Raw genomic sequence first — 20,959 nt, 5'->3', positions numbered from 1 at the left:
ACGCCCTCATTGACGTGACAAGAAAAATGGGAGCCGTTCAGCGCAACTTCTTCTTGGACCAGTTCTGGACCGGTCAAATCGCCGGGACGCGCGATTTATGACATCTCCCGCGGAGGAATGCAGCCGGGGGAACCGGAAAATCGCCAAGTGTGGCTAACTGGTGATAGGATGACCAATCGCCGCGGACACATCGCGTAAGGTTACCGTCGGCTCGAAATTTGCATTCCGCGACCTTCGCGCTATCATTGAAGACAGAGAATATCGTTCTTTTTTCAGACGCTTACGAATTAGAGGGCGCTCGCCGCGATCACATTCGCGAGCCACCCGCCACCGAAAGAATAAGGCCAGAGTGCTGCCATGAGTGCTGAAGGCCCCATTTCGTCGCTGACCGAGCCGCCGCCCCGGCGACCCAAGGTGATCAAGACCAATCAACAGCAGGTCTTCCTCTACGTCGTGCTGACCCTGCTGTTGTCGCTCGCCACCGTCTGGGGTGGTCGCGCCTTGCTGCACAATTCGGAGACGCTGACCTTTGCCGCCGGCGCTCCCAACAGCGAGGAGGCGTTGTTCGCGGCCAAGCTCGCCGCCGTGCTCAACGCCAACGCCTCGCGCTTCCGGATCAAGATCGTCAACAACGCAGACGGCGCCAAGGCGCTCGCGCAGTTCGACCGCAAGCAGGCCGATCTCGCCGTCCTGCGCACCGACGCCAAGGTCCCGTTGCGAGCGCGCACGCTGGCGATCCTCGAGCACGATCTCGTGCTTCTGCTCGGTCCCGGCAACAAGAAGATCAAGTCGATCGCGGAGCTGAAGAAGAAGAAGGTCGCGGTCGTCGCCGAGAGTGAAGCCTCCCTCGCCTTCGTCCGCAGCATTCTCGACATTCCCGACGGGCCGGAGGCCGCCAAGATCCAGATGGCGCCGCAGGGCGCAACGCTGGACAAGCTGTTCGCAGCATCGAACGGCTTTGGCGCGGTGATCGCCATCGTCCATGCCTCCAAGGCCGTCAGGGACAAGGGCTATGAGCAACTCGCCAAGCGCGGCGGCTTCACCCTCAATGCAATCGACGAGGCCAAGGCGCTGGCGCGCAGGCTTCCCGGCATTTCCAGCGAAACGCTGACGGCGGGCACGCTATCGACCTCGCCGCAAATCCCCGACGACGACCTCGACACGATCGGGCTCGAATGGCTGCTGGTCGCGCAATCCAGGATGTCCCCGACCACGGCAGGCGAGCTCGCCCGTGTCGTCTACGAGAACAAGCCTGCGCTCGGGCTCGACAACGGCTTTGCCACAAGGATCGAGCCGGCCTCCGTCGAGAAGGACGCCTTCGTGATGGCGCACCAGGGTGCGGCCGACTACATCAACGACGACACCAAGTCGTTCATGGAGAAGTACAGCGACCTGATGTATCTGGGCGCCGCCGCACTCAGTGTCATCGGCTCGATCTTCGCGGCGATCTACGCCAAGATCACCCGCATCGCGCCCGAGAAGGCCAGCGAGCTCTCTACCGCCATCCTCGACATCGGCGAGCGGATCGAACACGCCCACTCCCTGGATCAGCTCGAATGCCTCCAGGACGAGCTGGAGGGCATCCTGCGCGGTGCCGTCATCGGCCTCAGAGACGGCACGATCAGTACCGACGGGCTCGACACCTTCAAGCTGGGCTACGAATTCGTCCGCGACGAGATCGGCATGCGCCGCGACTATCTGAAACGTCACGCCGGAGAGACCGAGGAGACGGTGCAGGCCGGCGGCCCTGCCCAGCACGACGAGAGCAATGTCGTCGTGGTGAAGACCGCCCAAAGTGCCTGAGGCGCGGGGTCTTGCCCCCGTTCCTGTCGGATGTTCCTTGTCGAGGACACCGCTTCATTCGGGAACTGGCGTGTTCTGCAACCGTTGGTTCGCGACTACAACCGGAGACCGCAGCATGCGTGCACTCCTCATCCTCCTCCTTCTGGGAATGCTGGCGGCGGCCGGCTATTTTGCTTATTCCGCAATAGCGATCCAAGGTGAGCCGATCCCGACGGAAGGCTACGTGGCGCTGGCGCTGGGCGCGGGGTTTTCCGTCGTGGTCGGCATCGGGCTGATGGTGCTGCTGTTCTTCAGCAGCCGCCGCGGCTACGACGAGCCGCCCCATTTCAGGTAGGCACCGCCAACGACGGCGGCACAGACCGGCCAGCCCGGCGCAGCAGCGCCGGCAAAGCCGCCTGCCGTCGTTGACGGCCTCCCCCCGGACAGGCACTTTGGCGCCGACGTCCCAACCGGGGCCTCGAGACCTGCCCCGAGACAAAACAGCCTTCCCGCATGTTCAAGCCGCTGATCTCCGCTTTGGCCCAGTTCACGGCCGCCACGGCCGGCCGCAACATGACCAAGGCGGCCTACGTCGCGGTGACCGTGGGCGTGCTCAGCATGGTGCTGCTGACGGACAACCGGGCCAGGGGGGCGCGCGGCTGGGTCGACAGCCTGCTCTGGACCTGCCTCGCCTATTTCGTGTTCGAATGGCTGGTCCGGCTACGCCACATGAGGCAACAGGGACGGCTTTCGCTCTATGTGTCCTCCTCCGCCGGCATCGTCGATGCGATCGGAGCGCTGGCCGTGCCGGCCGCGCTTCTCCTTGGCGTCGACCCCAGGACGGCTTGGCTGCTCGGCGTGCTCTGGGTGTTGAAGGTGATTCCGGGCATTCCTGGACTGCGGCAGCTTCGTCGCGTGCTGGTGCTGGAATCGGGGCCGCTGGTCAGCGTGCTCGTGATCTTCCTGACCGTGGTCTTCCTCGCCTCCGTCGCCGAATATTTCCTGGAGCGGGACGTACAGCCCCAGACGTTCGGCAGCGTGCCGGCCGCGCTCTGGTGGGCCGTCGTCACGCTCACGACCACCGGCTACGGCGATGCCGTGCCGGTCACGCCGCTCGGGCGCATGGTGGCGGCCGCGGTGATGATCTCCGGCCTCGGCGTGTTCGGCCTCTGGACCGGTATCCTGGCAACCGGGTTTGCCGCCGAGACGCGGCGCGACAATTTTCTCAAGACCTGGGAGTCCGTCAGCAAGGTGCCGTTCTTCGCGGCGCTTGGACCCGCCGCCATTGCCGACGTCACCCACATGCTGCGCACCATGGAGCTTCCTGCGCGCACCATGATCATCCGCAAGGGCGCGCAAGGCGATTGCATGTATTTCATCGCCGCCGGCGAGGTCGAGGTCGAGCTGCCCGGCAAGAAGGTGCAGCTCGGCGAGGGCGCCTTCTTCGGCGAGATGGCGCTGCTCGGCAACAACAAGCGCGGCGCCAACGTCTCGACCACGAAAGTGTCGCGGCTTCTGGTGCTCGATCTCGTCGACTTTCGCGTGCTGATGGCACGGCACCCGGACCTCGCCGAGACCATCGACGCGGAAGCAAGACGCCGCGCGCTCGAAAACAAGTAAGAAGGAGACAAGAATGTCGGATATCGCCGACGCGGCATCCAGCCCCGTGCTCGAAATCAACGGCGCGCGCGCCACCATCCGCCTCAACCGGCCAAAACATCTCAACCGGCTGCAGGCCGAGGATCTCGGCGAGCTCCTGAAATTGTTCGACCGGATCGAGGCCGATCCCGCCATCCGCGTGCTGGTGCTGACCGGCACCGGCCGCGCCTTCTCCGCGGGCTATGACCTCAATTCGGTGGCCGAGCGCGCGGTGAGCGCGAACGAGCAGCAGAGCGCGGGCTCGGCCTTCGAGGTGGTCGTCAACCGGCTTGAGGATCTCGGTGTGCCCACGATCTGCCGGCTCAACGGCGGCGTCTATGGCGGCTCGACCGACCTCGCGCTCGCCTGCGATTTCCGCATCGGCGTCGACACCGCCGAGATGTTCATGCCGGCGGCGCGGCTCGGGCTGCATTATTACCGGAGCGGCATCAAACGCTACGTGACCCGGCTCGGCGTCGACAATGCGAAGAAGCTGTTCCTGACGGCGCAGAAGATCAGCGCGCCGGAAATGCTGCGCATCGGCTACCTCACCGCGATGGTGCCGGAAGAGTCGCTCGACGAGGAGGTCGACAAGCTCGCCGGTATCCTCGCCGGCAACGCGCCGCAGGCCATGCGCGGCATGAAGCGCGCGATCAACGAATTCGCCCGCGGCGAGCTCGACGATCGCGCCGCCGACCAGCGCCACCGCGACAGCATGCGCGGCGACGAGATCAAGGAAGGAATCAAGGCGTTCGCGGAGAAGAGAGCGCCAAAATTCTGATCAGGCCCGCTTCGACCGCATCGCACGCTCCTGCGTGAGCTTGGGATCGCGGACGAGCGCCTGGTAGCGTTTGCTGTCGACGGCGTAGATCGCGATCCGGCCCTCACTGTCAGCATGAACGCCCCAGCCGAAGCGCTTGCCCAGGCTCGACGCCCTCATGCACGCCTGCCCCCGGGAAAAGAACGCTTCGCGAGCCGCATGCTTCTCCGTTTCCGTCGCCTTCACGTCGAGATCGCGTCCCGGCGCGGATGTCGCGAAGATCACGTCGTCGGAGGTGTGCTTGTAGGGCGCCTTGGCGATCATCCCGTATTGAAGGCACGCCACCGTCGGCTTCCCCGCGCGGAGCGGCGGCTCCTCGCCAGTACGCGCGGGACAGTCTTCAGCGACCTGGATGAAGGTATTGAAGCAGTTGGTCGTGTGCATCGGCTTCGTCATCTACAATCCAGGTTCATTGTCATCTACAATCCAGGTTCATTCAACCATCGGCAACCGCGGCATGCTGCGCCGCCATCTCATCGTCAGCGGCATTGATCCGCTGGAACGCGGGACGCGCTGTCATGCGCTCGGCATAGCGGACGAAGACGTCCTTTTTCGGCACGATGCCGAACATCATGGTCCATTTGAACGCGACGCCCCACAATACATCAGCAGCCGTCATGCGTTCGCCGAGCAGGTACGGCCCCTTCGACAGCTGTGCTTCGAGCGCCCCCAGCATGGTGTCGTAATCGGCATAGGGCGATTGCGTGATCGGGGCCGGCTCGCGCTGCATGAACTTGTCGATCAGCGCCGGCTCGAACGAGGCGCCGTAATAGGCGATCCAGCGCAAATATGGACCGCGCAGCGGATCGTTCAGCGCAGGCGTCAGACCTGCCTGCGGGAAGAGATCGGCGAGATAGATGGTGATCGCGACCTGCTCGGTCACCAGCGCCTCGCCATGGCGGATCGCCGGAACCTTGCCGAGCGGATTGACGGCGAGATAGGCGGGCCGACGCTGCTCGCCGGCCTTCATGTTGAGGACGTGGAGATCGTAGGGCGCGCCCAGCTCCTCCAGCAGCACCCGCGTGCCGGTGGCGCGGCTTTGCGGCGAGTAATACAGCGTGATGCGGTTCGAATCGGTCATGGCAGGTCTCCTGGGTACTGGCTGGCGCCCCCTTTTTACGCACCCATACCTGACATCCTGTGTCAGGTATGATTTAAGGAGTTATGCGTGCGAGCCGGATGCTGTCGATCCTCACTACCCTCCAGGCCAAGGGGCAGGTCACTGCGCCCGAGCTTGCGGAGGCCTGCGAGGTCTCGGTGCGCACGATCTATCGCGACATCGATGCGCTCGCAGCCTCCGGCGTACCTGTCTATGCCGATCGCGGCGCGGAGGGCGGCTATCGCCTGCTCGACGGCTACCGCGTTCGGCTGAATGGACTGTCGCAAAGCGAGGCCGGCGCGCTCTTCCTCGCGGGGCTCCCGGGCCCCGCTGCGGCGCTCGGGCTCGACGCGGCGATGATCGCCGCGCAGAACAAGCTGATGGCGGCCCTGCCGGTCCACCTGCGCGAAGACGCCGGACGGATGCAGGAGCGCTTTCATTTGGATGCACCGGGCTGGTTCGGCGAGGCGGAAGAACCAAAACATCTGCGCGCCATTGCCGGCGCCGCCCTGCGCGGGACACTGATCAAGATCCGCTACCAGAGCTGGCGCGCCGAGAAGCAGCGCCGCGTCGCACCGCTTGGCCTCGTGCTGAAGGGCGGCAGCTGGTATCTCGCAGGACAGGTCGACGGCAGCGTGCGCACCTATCGCGTGGCGCGCGTGCTCGACTGCACGGCGCTCGACGACCGCTTCGATCGCCCCGGCGATTTCGATCTCGCCGCCTATTGGCAGGCCGCGACGCTTCGCCTCGAGGCCGAGATGCATCCCAACGTCGCGGTGGTGCGGCTGTCGCCGCTCGGCGTCAAACTGCTCGACGCGCTGAGCCAGCCCTACGTCAAGGCACGCACACAGATCGAGGACAGCGCCGATGCGGACGGCTGGCGCATCGCGCACGTGCCTGTCGGCAAGACATCCTGGCACGCCGCGGCCGAGTTGTTGCGGCTCGGCCCCGAGGCCGAGGTGCTGGAGCCCGCCGATCTCCGCGACAAGATGATGAAGATGACGCAGGCGATGGCCGCGCACTATCGCGCGGCGCCGAAAGCCTGACGGCGGCATATTTTGCCGCGGGCCACGAAACATTCCTGAAACACGATTCTCCTCGTGCCGCGTGAACGCGATCGCATCTCGGCCCGACCGAGATGCAGGGACACAACAACGGCCCTAGCGCCATACTGGAGAATGAAGATGTTTCGTAAGCTTGCTCTTGGTCTGATCGCCGCCGGTTCGCTCGGCGCCGCCGCTCTCGCGCCCACCGCCGCCTCCGCCCACGGCTTCCATCACTGGGGCCATGGCTGGGGTCCGGGCTGGGGCTTCGGCGGTGTCTACGTCAACACCGGCGTCAGCAACTGCTACCAGGAGCGCGTTGTCCAGACCCGTCACGGCCTGCGCGTCCGCGTCGTGAACGTCTGCGCCTACGGGATCTACTGAGCCCGCCTGCATCGACTGGCGCAACCCCGGTCGTTCCGCGACCGGGGTTCGTCGTCTTAGCTCGCGAGCGCCGCCTGTGTCACGGAAGCGGCCTGTTCGTCCGCGAGGGAATTGCGCTCGGAGATCCATCGTTCGGCGCGCGAGCGCCGCAGCGAAGGCGCGAACAGGAAGCCCTGGGCGACATCGCAGCCGATCCGGCGGATGATCTCGAGCGCCTCCGGACTTTCGACGCCCTCGGCCACCACTTTCATGTTGAACGCCTTGGCAAGCGCGACCGAAGCATCGACGATCTTCATCATGTCGTCGTCGGATTCGCAGCCCTTGATGAAGGACTGGTCGATCTTCAGCTCGCTGAACGGCAGCCGCACCAGGGCCGCGAGCGACGAATAGCCGGTGCCGAAATCGTCGATGGCCGTCCCGATCTTCTTGATCCGCAGCCGGACCAGGATGTCGTTGGCGCGGTCGACGTCGGCCATCGCCGAGGTCTCGGTGATCTCCACCGTCAGCGAGGTCGGCGAGATGTGTTCGCGGCGCAGGATCTCCTCGATGCGGTCGGGCAGGGTCAGATCCGACATCAGCGAGCCCGAGATGTTGACGGCAATGGTGAAGCCGGGATTGCGCTCGATCAGCTTGCGGCCCTGCGACATCGCCGACGACAGGATGCAATCGGTCACCTCGCGCATGATGCCGGCTTCCTCGGCGATCGGAATGAAGATCAATGGCGAGACCATGCCGAATTCGGCGCTCCGCCAGCGTGCGAGTGCCTCGGCGCCGACGACTCTTCCGGTCTCGAGCGCGATCTTCGGTTGAAACTCGACGAAGAACTCACCGTCGGCCAGTCCGCGCAGGATTCTCTCCGGCGTGATCCGAAGCTGCGGCGAGGCGGACGACGCGGCCAGCGGTGCGCGCTGCGGCAATTCCAATGCACTGCGCAGGCGGTTCAGATCGAGCGGCTTGGTCAGGCATCCGCCGACCGACAACTTCAGCCCGTTCGCGACCCGTCGCGTCGCTTTCATGATGCGATCATCGCAGCCGCTGATGATCACGATCGACATCGCGCGCAGCCCGGCTTCCGCAACGAAGCGCAACAGCTCCACGCCGTCCCGCTCGCCGAGCGACAAATCGAGCGCCATGATTTCGAAGGTGTCGCGGGCCAGAAGCTCGGTTGCGGCCTCAAAGGAGGACGCAACGACCGTCTCGTAGCCGAGCTTCGCCCCGATCTTGCCGATCAGAACGCGCTGCACCAGGTCGTCGTCGACCACCAGAAGACGGCCTCTCGTCGCACTCATCACCAATTTCTCCAGACGTCGGCAGCGTTGATGGCACCAACATTAGAGCGGCGGTCTCGCCTGGTCATGAATACAAGACGGCTAAAACTTTCCAGATCCGGAAGCATTCGTTAGGCACGTTTTTGACGCCCTCAAGCGATTGATTCTTCTCGCACTTATGCGACGTGCGGCGGGACGGTACTCCAATGCTCTTCCTCATGCGCAAGTGCAATGAACGCGTCGTAAAGCTCGCTATCGGAAGCCGGCAAATGCCCGATAAATTACGGGGGCATCTTCAGCGGCGCGCGTCGATTGGCCCGGCCCGCAGCTGCCGATGAAACCAGGCCCAGGTCTCACGCGTCGTTCTGATGTAGCCGCGGCCGCGATGGACGATCTCGCCGTCGACGATCGCGTTCAGCTTCGGCAGCGCGTGAAACGGGATCGAGGGATAAGCGTGGTGCTCGACGTGATAGGGCATGTTCCACGCGAACCATTTGACGATCGCAGCGGTGTAGGTGGTGCGCGTGTTCTCGAAAGCGCTGCGGGTGCGCTCGCAGCCGGTGTGCTCGGCATAGAGATAGGGCCGCAGGAAGAACTGCCCGATCACGAGCGGGACGATCCAGACCCAGAGCAGCAGCGCCGACGAGAACCACAGCGACAGTGCAAGCAGCAGGGCATACAGCGCGACATAGGCACGCGCCTCCCTGACGATGACGGCGCGCTTGCCCTCGGGGATCCAGGGCACGACGACCTTGCCGGTGATCGCGTGGCCGAGCATCAGCCGTAGACGGCCGGCGACCTGGAGCAGGCCGCTATAGGCGATTGCGAGCTGCGTGTCGGATGTCGGCTTCACGCCGACGATCAGCTCGGGGTCCTTGTCCGGATCCTGGGTGTAGCGGTGGTGATCCCAGTGAAACAGGCAGTAATATTCGTAAGGCAGGCCGATGATGAAGGCCGAAAGATTACCGACCGCAAGATTGAGGCCGCGGCTCTTGAACGCGGTCTTGTGCGCGGTCTCGTGCACCGCCATGAACAGGAAGGCGACGACATAGCCCTGCACCATCATCAATGGCAGCGCCCAAAGCACGCCCCATGTCGACGACACCATCCAGATCAGCGCGCCCACGAGCGCGATCATCGCGTAATGGCCAAGGCTCTGGCCTGCGCCCCGGAGATCGGAGCGGACCGACAATTCGCGCAGCATCGCCGGCGTCAGCGGCTTCAGGCGATGGCCGGACTCTGAAACTGTCGCGTCGGTCATGATTGGATGCCTGTTCTATTTGTCGAGAAGTGCCGCGACCTCGGCCTTGAGAAAGGCCTGGTCGCGCGGATTGCTGACGGGATTGCCGGCGCGATGGCCGTGCAGCGACGGGATCGGATGCAGCACGGCGGACTTGGCGTTCACCAGCCGGCCGAGCTCGTCCTCGTTGTCGCGGACATCGAAATAGCGATCGGTCGCGCCGGGCATCAGCAGCATGTGCGCTTTGATCGCCGCCAGCGCGCGATCGAGATCACCACCGAATGCCTCACAGCGGCTGATGTCGCCCCGCTGCCAGATACCGACCTGCGCCAGGAGATCATTGGCGTCGCGCCGCGCGAACGTCGCGTCCCAGGTGCGGACGAGATAGTCCTCCAGCGAGGTGAAGCCGGCCTCGCGCCAGAGCTCGTCGCGATAGAAGCCGTGCGACATCGCCCAGCCGGCATAGACGCGCCCCATGGCGCGATAGCCGGCGACGGGTTTCTCGACGAAGCGGCCGTCGCGGAAGGCGGGATCGGCGGTGAGCGCGGCCTTCACGCTTTCCAGGAAGACGTAGTTGTAGGGGGCGCAACGCGCGCTGCCGCAGACCACGGCGGCCCGCTCCACCATGCCGGGATGCAGCGCCGCCCAGTGATAGGCCTGCATGCCGCCCATCGACCAGCCATACACCAGGGCCAGCTTCGAGATGCCAAAGCGCTCGGTGAGGAGCCTGTGCTGGACCGCGACGGCATCGTGATAGGTCACCTCGGGGAACGGCGCGGCGGTGTTCGACGGCGAGGATGACAGGCCGTTGCCGAGCAGATTCGGGATGATGACGAAGTAGCGCGTGGTGTCGAGCACGCCGTCGGGCCCGATCAGCCATTCGGTGTCGGTGTGCTGTGCGCTGAACGAAGTCGGATAGAGGATGACATTGTCCCTGGCCGGGCTCAGCGTGCCGTAGGTCTTGTAGACAAGCTTCAGCGCAGAGAGCACGGCTCCTGACTGGAGCGTGACGTCGCCTACCTCGAAGATCTGACCATCGCTTAGCGCCGTCATGCGTCCAACTCCCGCTCACGCGGCCGCAGAGCGCCGCGGCTTCCATCATGCATCGACCATGCCGGACCCGCAGCTGCGCCGTCGCAGCAGTTTTAATAACTGTACTTATAGTACAGTTATTAGCGGCCGGCAAGATAAATCCGCTTCTCCCGCCGGCTCAGGCGATGGCCGCAATGTAGCGCTCCACCGATGCCGCGAAGGCGGCCTTGGCGCCGCCGGCGATGTTGCGGCCCCACCACGCGCCATAGATGCGATCGAAGGCGAGCGGCTCGACGGCGGCCGCGATCCGCCGCACTGCGGTTGCGTTGAGCGGCATGTAGTTGGGATAGGAGTACATGAAGCTGACGAAGCGGCGGTCCATCGTCACCTGGGCGATGTCGCCGGTGAGCAGCGCGCCCCGGCCGTCCGCACTGCGCGCCGAATGCAGCATGGTGGCGCCGGCGAAATGTCCTCCAGTGCGCAGCAGCAGCGCGTCGTCGGAGATCCGAAGACTGTCGCCGGTCCAGTGCATGATCGAGGGATGCGGCCGCGTGACGAAGGCGCGATCGTCGGCGTGCAGATATATCGGCACGCCACCGAAAGCATCGCTCCAGTCGGCCACCGCGCCATAGTAATGCGGGTGCGAGATCGCGATCGCCTTCAGCCCGCCGAGCGCTGCGACATATTGAATGGCGTCGTCGGTTGCGAGCGGAATGCAGTCCCACATCACGCAGCCGTCGCCTTGCGGCACCAGCAGCGCGCGCTGCCCGATGGCGAAGCTCGGCTCCAGGCCGATGCCGGTGAGGCCGAGATCGTCGCGTCCGACCAGCCGATGCGTCTGCATGAGTTGCTCGCGCGTGAGAAAGGTCTGCCCCTTCCAATTCACGAACTGCCGCTCGTCCTCGCAGATCAGGCAGGAGGCCGGCGGACTCCCGCCGTTCGGGAATTGCGCGCCGCAGGTTTCGCAGGTCCAGAGAGGCATGAGCAGAGCTCCGTGGCAGGATCGCAACATGGCATCGCGGACGCGCCTTCAGCAAGGTCGATGAGCGGGGTGGCTCGAACCAACGCAGAAAGCGCCCGTTACGTTCAGTTCAATGCCAGAACGATTGGCCAGGAGGATCGCGACACACGAACAGCATGCTCAGGTATCGAGCCGTGGCCGAGGGACAGGCCACTGAGCCTCATCGAGATCACGGCGTAAATTGCCGGTTCAGACCGATCCTGAAGGTGTGAAGCTCGATGTCGCTGGCCGCAAGGCTCGTCGCGGGAATGGACAGGGAAAGCTGACGACCAAGGTTGAGATACAGATACTCCGCCTTGAGCGACCAATGCGGCGCGAACGCCCACTCTCCACCGCCGCCGACCGCATAGCCGATATTGTAGCCGCTGGCCGAGGCATGACCGTCCAGTGCACCGGGAAGACCGGGGATCGGGAAGTTGTTGGTCAGCCTGACATGGCTGCTGTCGAGACGTGCCTTGACATGCGCCCAGGCCAGACCGCCTGTCGCATAGAACAGCCAGTTGTGGCTGGCGTAACCGAGGCGGCCGCGCAGCGTGCCGAGATAATCGATGTCCTGCGTCACCGTCACGGTGCCGGTGTAATTGTCGAAATCGCCGACGAGGAAGACCGGGCGGAACGCATACGAGCCTGATGCGCGTCCGCCAATCCCGGCCGCGCTGACGTCGGCTTCAACACCGGCGACCAGATGGCCGCTCTGCCAATTGTAGCCGGCCTGCAGGCCGCCCAGCCAACCCGATTGATCGACACCGAGCGTGAACGGAGCAGATGCCGTCGAGGTGAGATTGTTCACGCCGGGAAACATCGCCAGAAGCGCGGCGGGATCGACCCGCGCAGCGTTGCCGTCGCCGGTGCCGTAGCCGGCGTGAACACCGGCATAGAAGCCTGTCCAACTGAAGCCGGCCGGCAGCAGCGCTGGCGGAGCCTTGAGCGCGATGTCGGCGGCCGTTGCATCGACGGCGCCGAGGGCACCAAGGCCAAGCGCCAGCAAAGCCGGCCGCCAATCGCGCGCACGAGGTGTCATTGGTCATTTCCTTCCAATTGGTCGATCGTTCGCCGGCGACGATAGGCAGGAAGCGATCCGCATTCGTGGCGAGGCGCGAAGCGCCGAATGGACTGAAATGAAAGGCGGCGGCAAAGCCGGAGCCTGTTGCGATCCGGGCACACCGGGCTGCGGCACCTGGTCGCGGTCTCAGCACGCCATCGCGAATGGCTTATCACGCAATCCGGCGCTTTTGCCGTTGCGGCGCACCAGACTAACGATACAACCTGCAGGACATCGCCAACTCACTGCCTTTCTGATCGATGATCCAGCCTCAACTCTCATTCGACGGCGACCCGAATGGCCAGGCCTATGAAAGATGGCGCGAGCAGTTCTGCCGTCAGGTCGCCAATGTCGATTTCGTCCCGGTTGGAGAAGGGCGCGTTCACCGGACCATTGCGCCGGCCATTCTTCCCCGTCTCAGGCTCTCGGCCTCGTTTGGCTCGCCGATATCTTTCGTGTCGCTGGGGACGAATGACGAACTGGTGATTACGATGTCGCCCAATTCAGCGCTCAGCGGCGCCATGGGGCATCGTCCGCTGGAGGTTGCCGCGGGCGACGTCACGATCGGCGACCCCTCGATCAAGGGCGCTCGGATCACCCAGATAGGGCATGGCAATTTTCAGACCGCGCTGCTGCCGCGCAAGGCGCTGCTGCGCGCCTGCCCGAATGCGGAGGATCTGATTGCAGGGTCGATCCCCGGCGCCAATCCAATCACGTCGATGTTCGTCCGATATTACGATCTCGCGCACGCTTATGCCGACAAGCTCGCGCCCGCGGAGCTCGATGCGGTCTCGCAGCATCTGTTCGATCTCGCCGTGCTGATGATCGGGGCCCGCGGCGACGTCGCCGAGGAAGCGCGGACGCGCGGCCTTGCCGCAGCGCGCCTGGAGACTCTCAAATCCGACATCCTGGCGCAGCTGGACAGTCCCGCGCTGTCGCTCACCGTCCTGTCAGCCGCGCATCGGGTCAGCCCACGCACGATCCAGCTGCTGTTCGAGCAGGCCGGCATCACCTACAGCGGCTTCGTGCTGGAGCAGCGCTTGCTGCGCGCCGAGCGGCTGCTCCGAAACCCAGCCATGCGCACCCGCAAGATCATCGAGATCGCGCATCTCGCGGGCTTCCACGACGTCTCCTACTTCCATCGCGCGTTTCGCCGTCGCTTCGGGCAAACGCCGGACGATGTCAGGAAGCTTTCCGGCGAGAGCAAATAGAGCTTCCTTCTTGCGCGTTCTCTTGACGCGAACCGATAGCCACTTCGTTCGAAAACGCTTTGGTCGAACTCGACCACGATCTTGCCGAAATGGCCGCCACCCTGCTGCATCAGCCGCAGCGCGTCCGGCACGGCATCGAAGCTGAACACGCGGTCACTCACTGCACCCGGTCCGGGCACAGGCTCGGGCAGATCGGCCGGCTCCATTCCCTCGATCGACCAGTCGCGCGCGACCTGCCAGGCTTTCATGGGAGGCGCTCCCTCTCAGGTGCCGAAGCTCTTCTGCACCGCCTTGTCCAGCGTCTCGCCGCCGACAAACCGCTGGCGCAGCTCGCGCTTGAGCAGCTTGCCGCTCGGATTCTTCGGCAACGCATCCACGAAGATGACGCGCTTGGGCACCTTGAAATGCGCCATCTGGCCGGCGCAGTGCTTGATGACGGATTCCTCGTCGAGCTTTTCGCCGCTCTTGACCACGACGATGGCCGTGACCGCCTCGATCCAGCGCGGGTCGGGCAGGCCGACGACGGCGACCTCCGACACGGCGGGAATGCGATAGACCATCTCCTCGACCTCGCGGCTGGCAACGTTCTCGCCGCCGGTCTTGATCATGTCCTTGACACGGTCGACCACGGTGATGTGGCCCTCCTCGTCGACGGTCGCGAGATCGCCGGAGTGGAACCAGCCGCCGAAGAACGCCGCCGCGGTCTTTTCAGGATCGTTGTAATAGCCGGAGAGCAGATGCGGCGAGCGATGCACGATCTCGCCGACTTCGCCGACCTTGACGTCCTCCATCGACGTGTTGACCACGCGCGTCTCGACATTGAGCACGGGCTTGCCGGCCGAGCCGGCCTTGCGCAGCTGGTCCTCCGGCCGCAGCACGGTCGCGAGCGGCGCGATCTCGGTCTGACCGTAGAAATTCCAGAATCTGACATTGGGCAGGCGGCGCTGGAGTTCGAGCAGCACCTCCACCGGCATGATCGAGGCGCCGTAATAGCCTTTCTGCAAGGTCGACAGATCGGTCTTGTCGAAGTTCGGCGAGCGCAGCATCGCAATCCAGATCGTCGGCGGCGCGAAGAACGACGTGATCTTGTGCGCCTGGATCAGCGCGAGAATGTTGCCGGCGGTCGGCTTGCCCGTGATGACGCCGGAGGCGCCAAGATAAACTTGCGGGCCCAGGAACACGTCGAGCTGGGCGCAGTGATAGAGCGGCAGGGCGTGCAGGAACTTGTCGTCCACGCTCATGCCGCCGTCGATGATGCAGCTGACATACTGCCACATCACCGCTTCATGGGTCAGCATCGCCCCCTTGGGCAGCGATTCCGTGCCTGAGGTGTAGACGATCTGCGCGAGATCGCGACTGTCGACCGACGCGTCCAGGAACGAGCCGTCGGCATGGAGCAGATCGTCGAAGGTGGTGAGGCCCGCGGGCGCCGACGCGGAATCTTCGCCCGGCAGCCAGATCATCTTCTCGACCGCGCAATCCTTCGCGCTTGCGGCCTTGGCCGGATCGACGAAATCAGGACCCGTCGCCAGCAGCTTTGCCCCAGAGCTCCTCAGGATGAAATTGATCTCGTCGGGATTGAGCATGAAGTTGATCGGCACCAGCACCGCGCCGATCCGCGCCGCGGCGAAGCGCAGCGTCGCGAAGGCATGCGAGTTGCGCGAGAGAACCGCGATGCGATCACCCTTCTTGACGCCGAGGCCGAGCAGGCCGCGGCCGAGCCGATTGCAAATCGCATCCATCTCGGCAAAGCTCCAGCTGACCTTGCCGCAGCTCACGGCGAGCTTGTGCGGTTCGCGGGCCGCGGAGCGGCGCAGCAGATCGCCGATCGAATGCTCGCGGGCTTTCGCGATCGTGGCTGCGGTCTCGCTGGACATATCCATCCCCTGAACTTCTGATGTTTGGCTTGGCCGCCCGCCTCGACGCCAATGAGGCGCGGCGCTTGCCGCTTTTGCTCCGCGGACCGTAATTGCGTCAATTGACCGCGTCAAATCGCACTTCGCGCCGGCGCCGTCGCGCAAGACCTTGCACTCCTCGGAGGCAAATCTAGGCTTTCAGCAACAAGAAACTTTACAGAGGGAAATGTTCATGTGCCGGAATACTCGCTTTGCCGTCACCGTTGGATTGCTGTTCGCGTCTCTGCTCGGTTCGGCTTCAGCCCAGCAGGCGCCGCTCAAGATCGGGGTGCTCTCCGATTTCTCGTCGGTCTATTCCGACATCGGCGGCCAGGGGAATGTCGAGGCCACCAAGATGGCGATCGAAGATTTTGGCGGGCAGATGTTCGGCAAGCCGATCGACATGGTCGCGGCCGACGTGCTCAACAAGCCCGACGTCGCCTCCACCATCGCGCGTAAATGGTGGGAGACCGAAGGGGTCGACATGATCATCGACCTGCCGACCTCGGCCACCGCGCTCGCGGTGATGGAGCTGTCGAAGCAGTACGAGAAGATCATGATCGTGACGGATGCGGCCAGCTCCGACATCACCGGAAAGTCCTGCTCGCCCTACACCGCGCACTGGACCTACGACACCTATGCCAACGCCCACACCGTCGGCAGCGCCATCGTCAAGAACGGCGGCGACACCTAGTTCTTCCTCACCGCCGACTACGTATTCGGCCATTCGGTCGAGCGCGACACCGGCGATGTCGTGAAGGCGGCGGGCGGCAAGGTGCTCGGCAGCGTCAAGCATCCGCTCAACACAGCCGATTTCTCCTCGTTCCTGTTGCAGGCCCAGGCGTCCAAGGCCAAGATCATCGGGCTTGCCAATGGCGGTGGCGACACCATCAACGCAATCAAGCAGGCCGGCGAGTTCGGCATCGTCGCCGGTGGCCAGAATCTGGCGGCGATCGTGATGTTCATCTCCGACGTGCACAGCCTCGGCCTCAAGCTTGCGCAAGGCCTGATCATCACCGAGGCCTATTACTGGGATCTCAACGACAAGACCCGTGCTTTCGGCAAGCGCTTCATGGAGCGGGTCAAGCGGATGCCGACGATGAACCAGGCCGCGACCTATAGTGCAACGTTGCACTATCTGAAGGCAGTGCAGGCCGCCGGCACCCGCGACACCAAGACGGTGATGGCGAAGATGCGCGAGCTGCCGGTGAAGGACGCCTTCACCGACAACGGCGTGCTGCGCGAGGACGGCCGCATGGTGCACAGCATGTACCTGTTCCAGGTGAAGAAGCCGGAGGAGTCGAAGGCACCGTGGGATTACTACAAGCTGCTCGCCGAAGTGCCCGCTGACCAGGCGTTCCGCCCGCTCAAGGACGGCGGCTGCCCGCTGGTGAAATGAGGCAGCCCGGATCAGGCCGATGGCAATCCGTTGAGCAGGCCTGGCTCGTCCGCTTGACCAATCAGGGCGGACGAGCGGCGACGACGCGGAGCCAAGAATACGGGCACTGACGCCTCGCGCCAACGTCTGATCTGCATCAAGTTGCGATGCAAAATTGGCTGCAATGTTGGGGCTGCCCTCCCCGCGCCATCAGCGGGCCGGGCGTACGTTTCTCAACAGTGGGCGCCGCCTCACGGCGTTTTGAACAGATGAAATTCACTCCGGGTCGCGTCATCGCCGCGATCGCCGTCCTCGTTGCTGGCGGCGGCTATTACTATTGGCAGCACCGCGATACCAACACGCTGCCGGCAGGCTTCGCCCGCGGCAACGGACGCATCGAAGCGGTCGAGATCGATATCGCGACCAAGACGCCGGGCCGGATTCGCGAGATCCTGGTCAACGAAGGCGACCTCGTGCGCGCGGGCCAGGTTCTGGCGCGTATGGACACCGAGCAATTGCAGGCCCAGCGCCGCCAGGCCGAGGCGCAGCTGCAGCGCGCCGCCATCAATGTCGAGACGGCCAAGAGCCTGGTGAATCAGCGCGAGGCCGAGCGCAAAGCGGCCGAGGCCGTGGTCGACCAGCGCATCGCGCAGCTCGACACCACGAGCCGCAAGCTCGATCGCTCCGAAAAATTGATCAAGACCAGTGCCGTGGCGCAGCAGGTCCTCGACGACGACCGCTCCGCCAACGCCACGGCGAAGGCGGCGCTCGCCGCGTCCCACGCCCAGGTCGCCGCATCGGAGGCCGCGATCAGCTCCGCGCGCGCCATGGTGATCGACGCCGGCGCTTCGGTCGACGCGGCAAAGGCCGCGATCGAAAGCATCAATGCCGACCTCAACGACAGCGTGCTGAAGGCGCCGCGCGACGGTCGCGTGCAGTATCGCGTGTCGCAGCCGGGCGAGGTGCTGGCCGCCGGCGGCCGCGTCCTCAACATGGTCGATCTCGGCGACGTCTACATGACGTTCTTCCTGCCGACGGCCGACGCCGGCCGCGTCGCGATCGGCGCCGAGGTTCGTCTCGTGCTCGACGCCATCCCGCAATATGTGATCCCCGCCAAGGCCACCTTCGTCGCCGACGTCGCGCAATTCACGCCCAAGACGGTCGAAACCGAGGAGGAGCGCCAGAAGCTGATGTTCCGCATCAAGGCGCATATCGCACCCGATCTGCTGCGCCAGCACGTCGAGCATGTGAAGACCGGCCTGCCGGGCATGGCCTATGTGCAGCTCGATCCGGCCGCGCAATGGCCCGACAACCTCAAGATCAAGCTGACGAGATGAGCACGACTGCCGCAGCCGAAGCACCGTCTGCCGTCGGCAGCGTGGTGCATCTGGAAGGCGTAGGCCTGAGCTACGGCAAGGCCCGGGCGCTCGAGTCCATCACGCTCGACCTGCCGGCCGGGTGCATGGTCGGGATGATCGGCCCCGACGGTGTCGGCAAATCCAGCCTGCTGTCGCTGATCGCCGGAGCCCGCGCGATCCAGCAGGGGCACGTCCACGTGCTCGGCGGCGACATGGCAAGCTCGCGCCATCGCCGCAACGTGTGCCCCGACATCGCCTATATGCCGCAGGGGCTCGGCAAGAACCTCTATCCGACGCTGTCGGTGTTCGAGAACATCGACTTCTTCGGCCGCCTGTTCGGACATCACAAGGTGGAACGGGACAGGCGGATCGCCGGCCTGCTGCGCGACACTGGTCTCGCGCCGTTCGCCGATCGGCCCGCCGCAAAGCTGTCCGGCGGCATGAAGCAGAAGGTCGGCCTGTGCTGCGCCCTGATCCACGATCCCGAGCTCTTGATCCTGGACGAGCCGACCACCGGCGTCGATCCGCTGTCGCGGCGCCAGTTCTGGGAATTGATCGCCTCGATCCGGAGCAGCCGGCCCGGCATGAGCGTGATCGTCTCGACCGCCTATATGGAGGAGGCGGCGCAGTTCGATTTCCTGATCGCGATGAACGCCGGCCGCGTGCTGGCGACCGGAACGCCCGCCGAGCTGAAACGGCAGACCGGCGCCGAGACGCTCGACGAGGCCTTCATCCGCCTCCTGCCCGAAGCCGATCGCGGCGACCATACCAAAGTGGTGATCCCGCCGCGGAGCGACGGCCATGAGGAGATCGCGATCGAGGCCGATCACCTGACCCGGCGATTCAACGGCTTCGTGGCGGTAGACGACGTCAGCTTCCGTATCAGGAAGGGCGAGATATTCGGCTTTCTCGGCTCGAACGGATGCGGCAAGACCACGACCATGAAGATGCTCACCGGCCTTCTGCCGGTCAGCGGGGGCACTGCACGGCTGTTCGGCAACACCATCGATGCCGGCGACATGTCGGTGCGGCGGCGCATCGGCTACATGTCGCAAGGCTTCTCGCTCTATTCGGAGCTCACGGTCGCGCAAAATCTCGATCTCCACGCGCGCCTGTTCCAGCTGCCGGCGGAGACCATCGGCCCGCGCATCAGCGAGATGGTCGCCCGGTTCGATCTTGCCGACGTCACCGATGCCCTGCCCGACGCCCTGCCGCTCGGGCTGCGGCAGCGATTGTCGCTCGCCGTCGCGATGATCCATGCGCCGGACATCCTCATCCTCGACGAGCCGACCTCCGGCGTCGATCCGGTCGCGCGCGACCGCTTCTGGCAGATCCTCGCCGAGCTCTCCCGCAAGGACAACGTCACCATCTTCGTCTCGACGCACTTCATGAACGAGGCCGAGCGCTGCGACCGGGTCTCGCTGATGCACGCCGGCAAGGTGCTGACGTCGGACACGCCCGCGGCCATCGTGGCCGCACGCGGCTCCGCGACGCTGGAGCAGGCCTTCATCGCCTGCCTGGAAGAAGCGATCGCCGACACCTCGGATGCAGCCATCCAGCCGGCAACCGCACCGGCCGTACCGGCCGGGACGACGGCAGCGTCGCGCAAGCGCGGCATGACGTTCAACCCGACCCGCATGCTCGCCTATTCCCGGCGCGAGGCGCTCGAGCTGCGGCGCGATCCGATCCGCGCCACGCTCGCGATCCTCGGCAGCGTGCTGCTGCTGTTCGTGCTCGGCTACGGCATCAGCATGGACGTCGAGAACCTGACCTTCGCCGTGCTCGACCGCGACGACAGCGCGATCAGCCGCGACTACAGCCTCCAGATCGCCGGGTCGCGCTATTTCACCGAGAAATCCCCCATCATCGACTATGCCGATCTCGACCGCCGCATGCGTGCGGGCGAGATCGGCCTCGCCATCGAGCTGCCGCCCGGCTTCGGCCGCGACGTCAGCCGCGGCCGCCATGTCGAGATCGGCGCCTGGGTCGACGGCGCCAATCCGACGCGGGCCGAGACGCTGCGCTCCTACGCCCAGGCGATCCACGCCGCCTGGCTGGCGCAGAAGGGCCGCGAGCTCTATGGCGAGGCGGCGATCGCCGGCTCCTACCAGCTCCAGCTGCGCTACCGTTACAATCCGGACGTCCGGAGCGTCGTCGCCATGGCGCCCGGCATTATCCCGTTGCTCCTGATCATGATCCCTGCGGTGCTCGCCGCCCTCGCCGTCGTACGCGAGAAGGAGCTCGGCTCCATTGTCAATTTCTACGTCACACCAGTGACGCGGCTCGAGTTCCTGCTCGGCACCCAGCTGCCCTACGTGGTGCTGGCCTTTGGCAATTTCCTGCTGCTGGTCGCCTTTGCGCTCGTCGTCTTCCGCGTTCCTTTCACGGGCAGCTTCCCGACCTATGCGGCCGCCGCGCTGCTGTACGTCACGGCCACCACCGGCATCGGGCTGGTCATCTCGGCCTTCATGAAGAGCCAGATCGCCGCGCTGTTCGGAACTGTGCTGATCACGCTGATTCCCGCGATCCAGTATTCCGGCCTGATCGATCCGGTCTCCTCGCTGCAAGGGGCCGGCAAGATGATCGGCCTTGTCTATCCGACCAGCTATTTCGTGACCATCTCGCGCGGCGCATTTTCGAAGGCACTGGGATTCGGCACGCTCCACAACGAGCTCCTGGCGCTCGCCGTCATGATCCCGGTGCTGGTCACCGCAGCTGCGCTGCTCCTGAAGAAACAGGCCCGCTGAC

General features: G+C 64.8%; 18 protein-coding genes and 1 pseudogene. 10 read left to right on the top strand and 9 right to left on the bottom strand.

Annotation, left to right across the window (positions count from 1 at the left end; genetic code table 11):
• Positions 1-357 precede the first annotated feature (357 nt).
• From TSA1_RS03805 to TSA1_RS03790, 4 genes are all read left to right on the top strand, one after another.
• Positions 358-1,803 (top strand): TAXI family TRAP transporter solute-binding subunit, encoded by a 1,446-nt coding sequence (locus TSA1_RS03805; RefSeq protein ID WP_100175180.1) that lies wholly within the window; start codon positions 358-360, stop codon positions 1,801-1,803.
• A gap of 115 nt (positions 1,804-1,918) precedes the next feature.
• Positions 1,919-2,137 carry a hypothetical protein gene (locus TSA1_RS03800; RefSeq protein ID WP_100175179.1) on the top strand — a complete coding sequence of 73 codons (219 nt, stop codon included), beginning with the start codon at positions 1,919-1,921 and terminating at the stop codon, positions 2,135-2,137.
• Positions 2,138-2,295: 158 nt separating this feature from the next.
• The gene (locus TSA1_RS03795) at positions 2,296-3,402 is read left to right on the top strand and encodes a cyclic nucleotide-gated ion channel (RefSeq protein ID WP_100175178.1); all 1,107 of its coding nucleotides are present in this window, start codon (positions 2,296-2,298) and stop codon (positions 3,400-3,402) included.
• A gap of 13 nt (positions 3,403-3,415) precedes the next feature.
• On the top strand, positions 3,416-4,201 hold the full coding sequence (locus TSA1_RS03790) for an enoyl-CoA hydratase/isomerase family protein (RefSeq protein WP_100175177.1): 786 nt from the start codon (positions 3,416-3,418) through the stop codon (positions 4,199-4,201).
• Here TSA1_RS03790 and TSA1_RS03785 read toward each other — a convergent pair whose 3' ends face one another.
• Entirely contained in the window at positions 4,202-4,636 is a 435-nt protein-coding gene (locus TSA1_RS03785; protein WP_174718742.1) for a DUF6157 family protein, read from the bottom strand.
• 40 nt (positions 4,637-4,676) lie between these two features.
• On the bottom strand, positions 4,677-5,321 hold the full coding sequence (locus TSA1_RS03780; RefSeq protein WP_100175176.1) for a glutathione S-transferase family protein: 645 nt from the start codon (positions 5,319-5,321) through the stop codon (positions 4,677-4,679).
• An 83-nt stretch (positions 5,322-5,404) separates the two neighbouring features.
• Between TSA1_RS03780 and TSA1_RS03775 the strand changes: the two genes are divergently transcribed.
• Positions 5,405-6,385 carry a helix-turn-helix transcriptional regulator gene (locus tag TSA1_RS03775; protein ID WP_100175175.1) on the top strand — a complete coding sequence of 327 codons (981 nt, stop codon included), beginning with the start codon at positions 5,405-5,407 and terminating at the stop codon, positions 6,383-6,385.
• A gap of 138 nt (positions 6,386-6,523) precedes the next feature.
• Positions 6,524-6,766 (top strand): hypothetical protein, encoded by a 243-nt coding sequence (locus TSA1_RS03770; RefSeq protein WP_100180952.1) that lies wholly within the window; start codon positions 6,524-6,526, stop codon positions 6,764-6,766.
• A 56-nt stretch (positions 6,767-6,822) separates the two neighbouring features.
• On the opposite strand, the gene TSA1_RS03765 is transcribed toward TSA1_RS03770, so the two are convergent.
• The 5 genes from TSA1_RS03765 to TSA1_RS03745 all read right to left on the bottom strand — a co-directional run bounded on the left by TSA1_RS03765 (position 6,823) and on the right by TSA1_RS03745 (position 12,348).
• Positions 6,823-8,055 carry an EAL domain-containing response regulator gene (locus tag TSA1_RS03765; RefSeq protein WP_100175174.1) on the bottom strand — a complete coding sequence of 411 codons (1,233 nt, stop codon included), beginning with the start codon at positions 8,053-8,055 and terminating at the stop codon, positions 6,823-6,825.
• Between the two features lie 274 nt (positions 8,056-8,329).
• Positions 8,330-9,295, bottom strand: coding sequence for a fatty acid desaturase (locus tag TSA1_RS03760; RefSeq protein WP_100175173.1), 966 nt, complete (start codon positions 9,293-9,295; stop codon positions 8,330-8,332).
• 15 nt (positions 9,296-9,310) lie between these two features.
• Positions 9,311-10,327, bottom strand: a complete 1,017-nt coding sequence (locus TSA1_RS03755) for an alpha/beta fold hydrolase (protein ID WP_100175172.1) — start codon at positions 10,325-10,327, stop codon at positions 9,311-9,313.
• A 157-nt stretch (positions 10,328-10,484) separates the two neighbouring features.
• Positions 10,485-11,288: an MBL fold metallo-hydrolase gene (locus TSA1_RS03750; protein WP_100175171.1), complete on the bottom strand. Its 804-nt coding sequence runs from the start codon at positions 11,286-11,288 to the stop codon at positions 10,485-10,487.
• 208 nt (positions 11,289-11,496) lie between these two features.
• On the bottom strand, positions 11,497-12,348 hold the full coding sequence (locus TSA1_RS03745; RefSeq protein ID WP_100175170.1) for an outer membrane protein: 852 nt from the start codon (positions 12,346-12,348) through the stop codon (positions 11,497-11,499).
• Positions 12,349-12,860: 512 nt separating this feature from the next.
• Here TSA1_RS03745 and TSA1_RS03740 point away from each other — a divergent pair.
• Positions 12,861-13,580: a helix-turn-helix transcriptional regulator gene (locus TSA1_RS03740; RefSeq protein WP_245448096.1), complete on the top strand. Its 720-nt coding sequence runs from the start codon at positions 12,861-12,863 to the stop codon at positions 13,578-13,580.
• Here the strand turns inward: TSA1_RS03740 and TSA1_RS39545 are convergent.
• Both TSA1_RS39545 and TSA1_RS03730 read right to left on the bottom strand, forming a co-directional pair.
• Complete coding sequence (locus TSA1_RS39545) at positions 13,502-13,828, bottom strand: hypothetical protein (RefSeq protein WP_174718741.1); 327 nt, start codon at positions 13,826-13,828, stop codon at positions 13,502-13,504. The two genes, TSA1_RS03740 and TSA1_RS39545, sit on opposite strands and share 79 nt — an antisense overlap.
• Positions 13,829-13,843: 15 nt before the next feature.
• Positions 13,844-15,457, bottom strand: a complete 1,614-nt coding sequence (locus TSA1_RS03730; RefSeq protein ID WP_100180951.1) for an acyl-CoA synthetase — start codon at positions 15,455-15,457, stop codon at positions 13,844-13,846.
• Positions 15,458-15,668: 211 nt separating this feature from the next.
• Here TSA1_RS03730 and TSA1_RS03725 point away from each other — a divergent pair.
• From TSA1_RS03725 to rbbA, 3 genes and pseudogenes are all read left to right on the top strand, one after another.
• A pseudogene (locus TSA1_RS03725) lies at positions 15,669-16,874 on the top strand (ABC transporter substrate-binding protein).
• A gap of 248 nt (positions 16,875-17,122) precedes the next feature.
• Positions 17,123-18,190: an HlyD family secretion protein gene (locus TSA1_RS03720; protein ID WP_100175168.1), complete on the top strand. Its 1,068-nt coding sequence runs from the start codon at positions 17,123-17,125 to the stop codon at positions 18,188-18,190.
• Positions 18,187-20,958: a ribosome-associated ATPase/putative transporter RbbA gene (gene rbbA, locus TSA1_RS03715; protein WP_174718740.1), complete on the top strand. Its 2,772-nt coding sequence runs from the start codon at positions 18,187-18,189 to the stop codon at positions 20,956-20,958. Before TSA1_RS03720 ends, rbbA begins: the two co-directional genes overlap by 4 nt.
• The last annotated feature ends 1 nt before the right edge of the window (position 20,959 follow it).

Source organism: Bradyrhizobium nitroreducens, from assembly GCF_002776695.1.
Lineage (GTDB): Bacteria > Pseudomonadota > Alphaproteobacteria > Rhizobiales > Xanthobacteraceae > Bradyrhizobium > Bradyrhizobium nitroreducens.
Note: the sequence above shows the minus strand (reverse complement) of the source record. Positions and strands in the feature narration are given on the sequence as shown.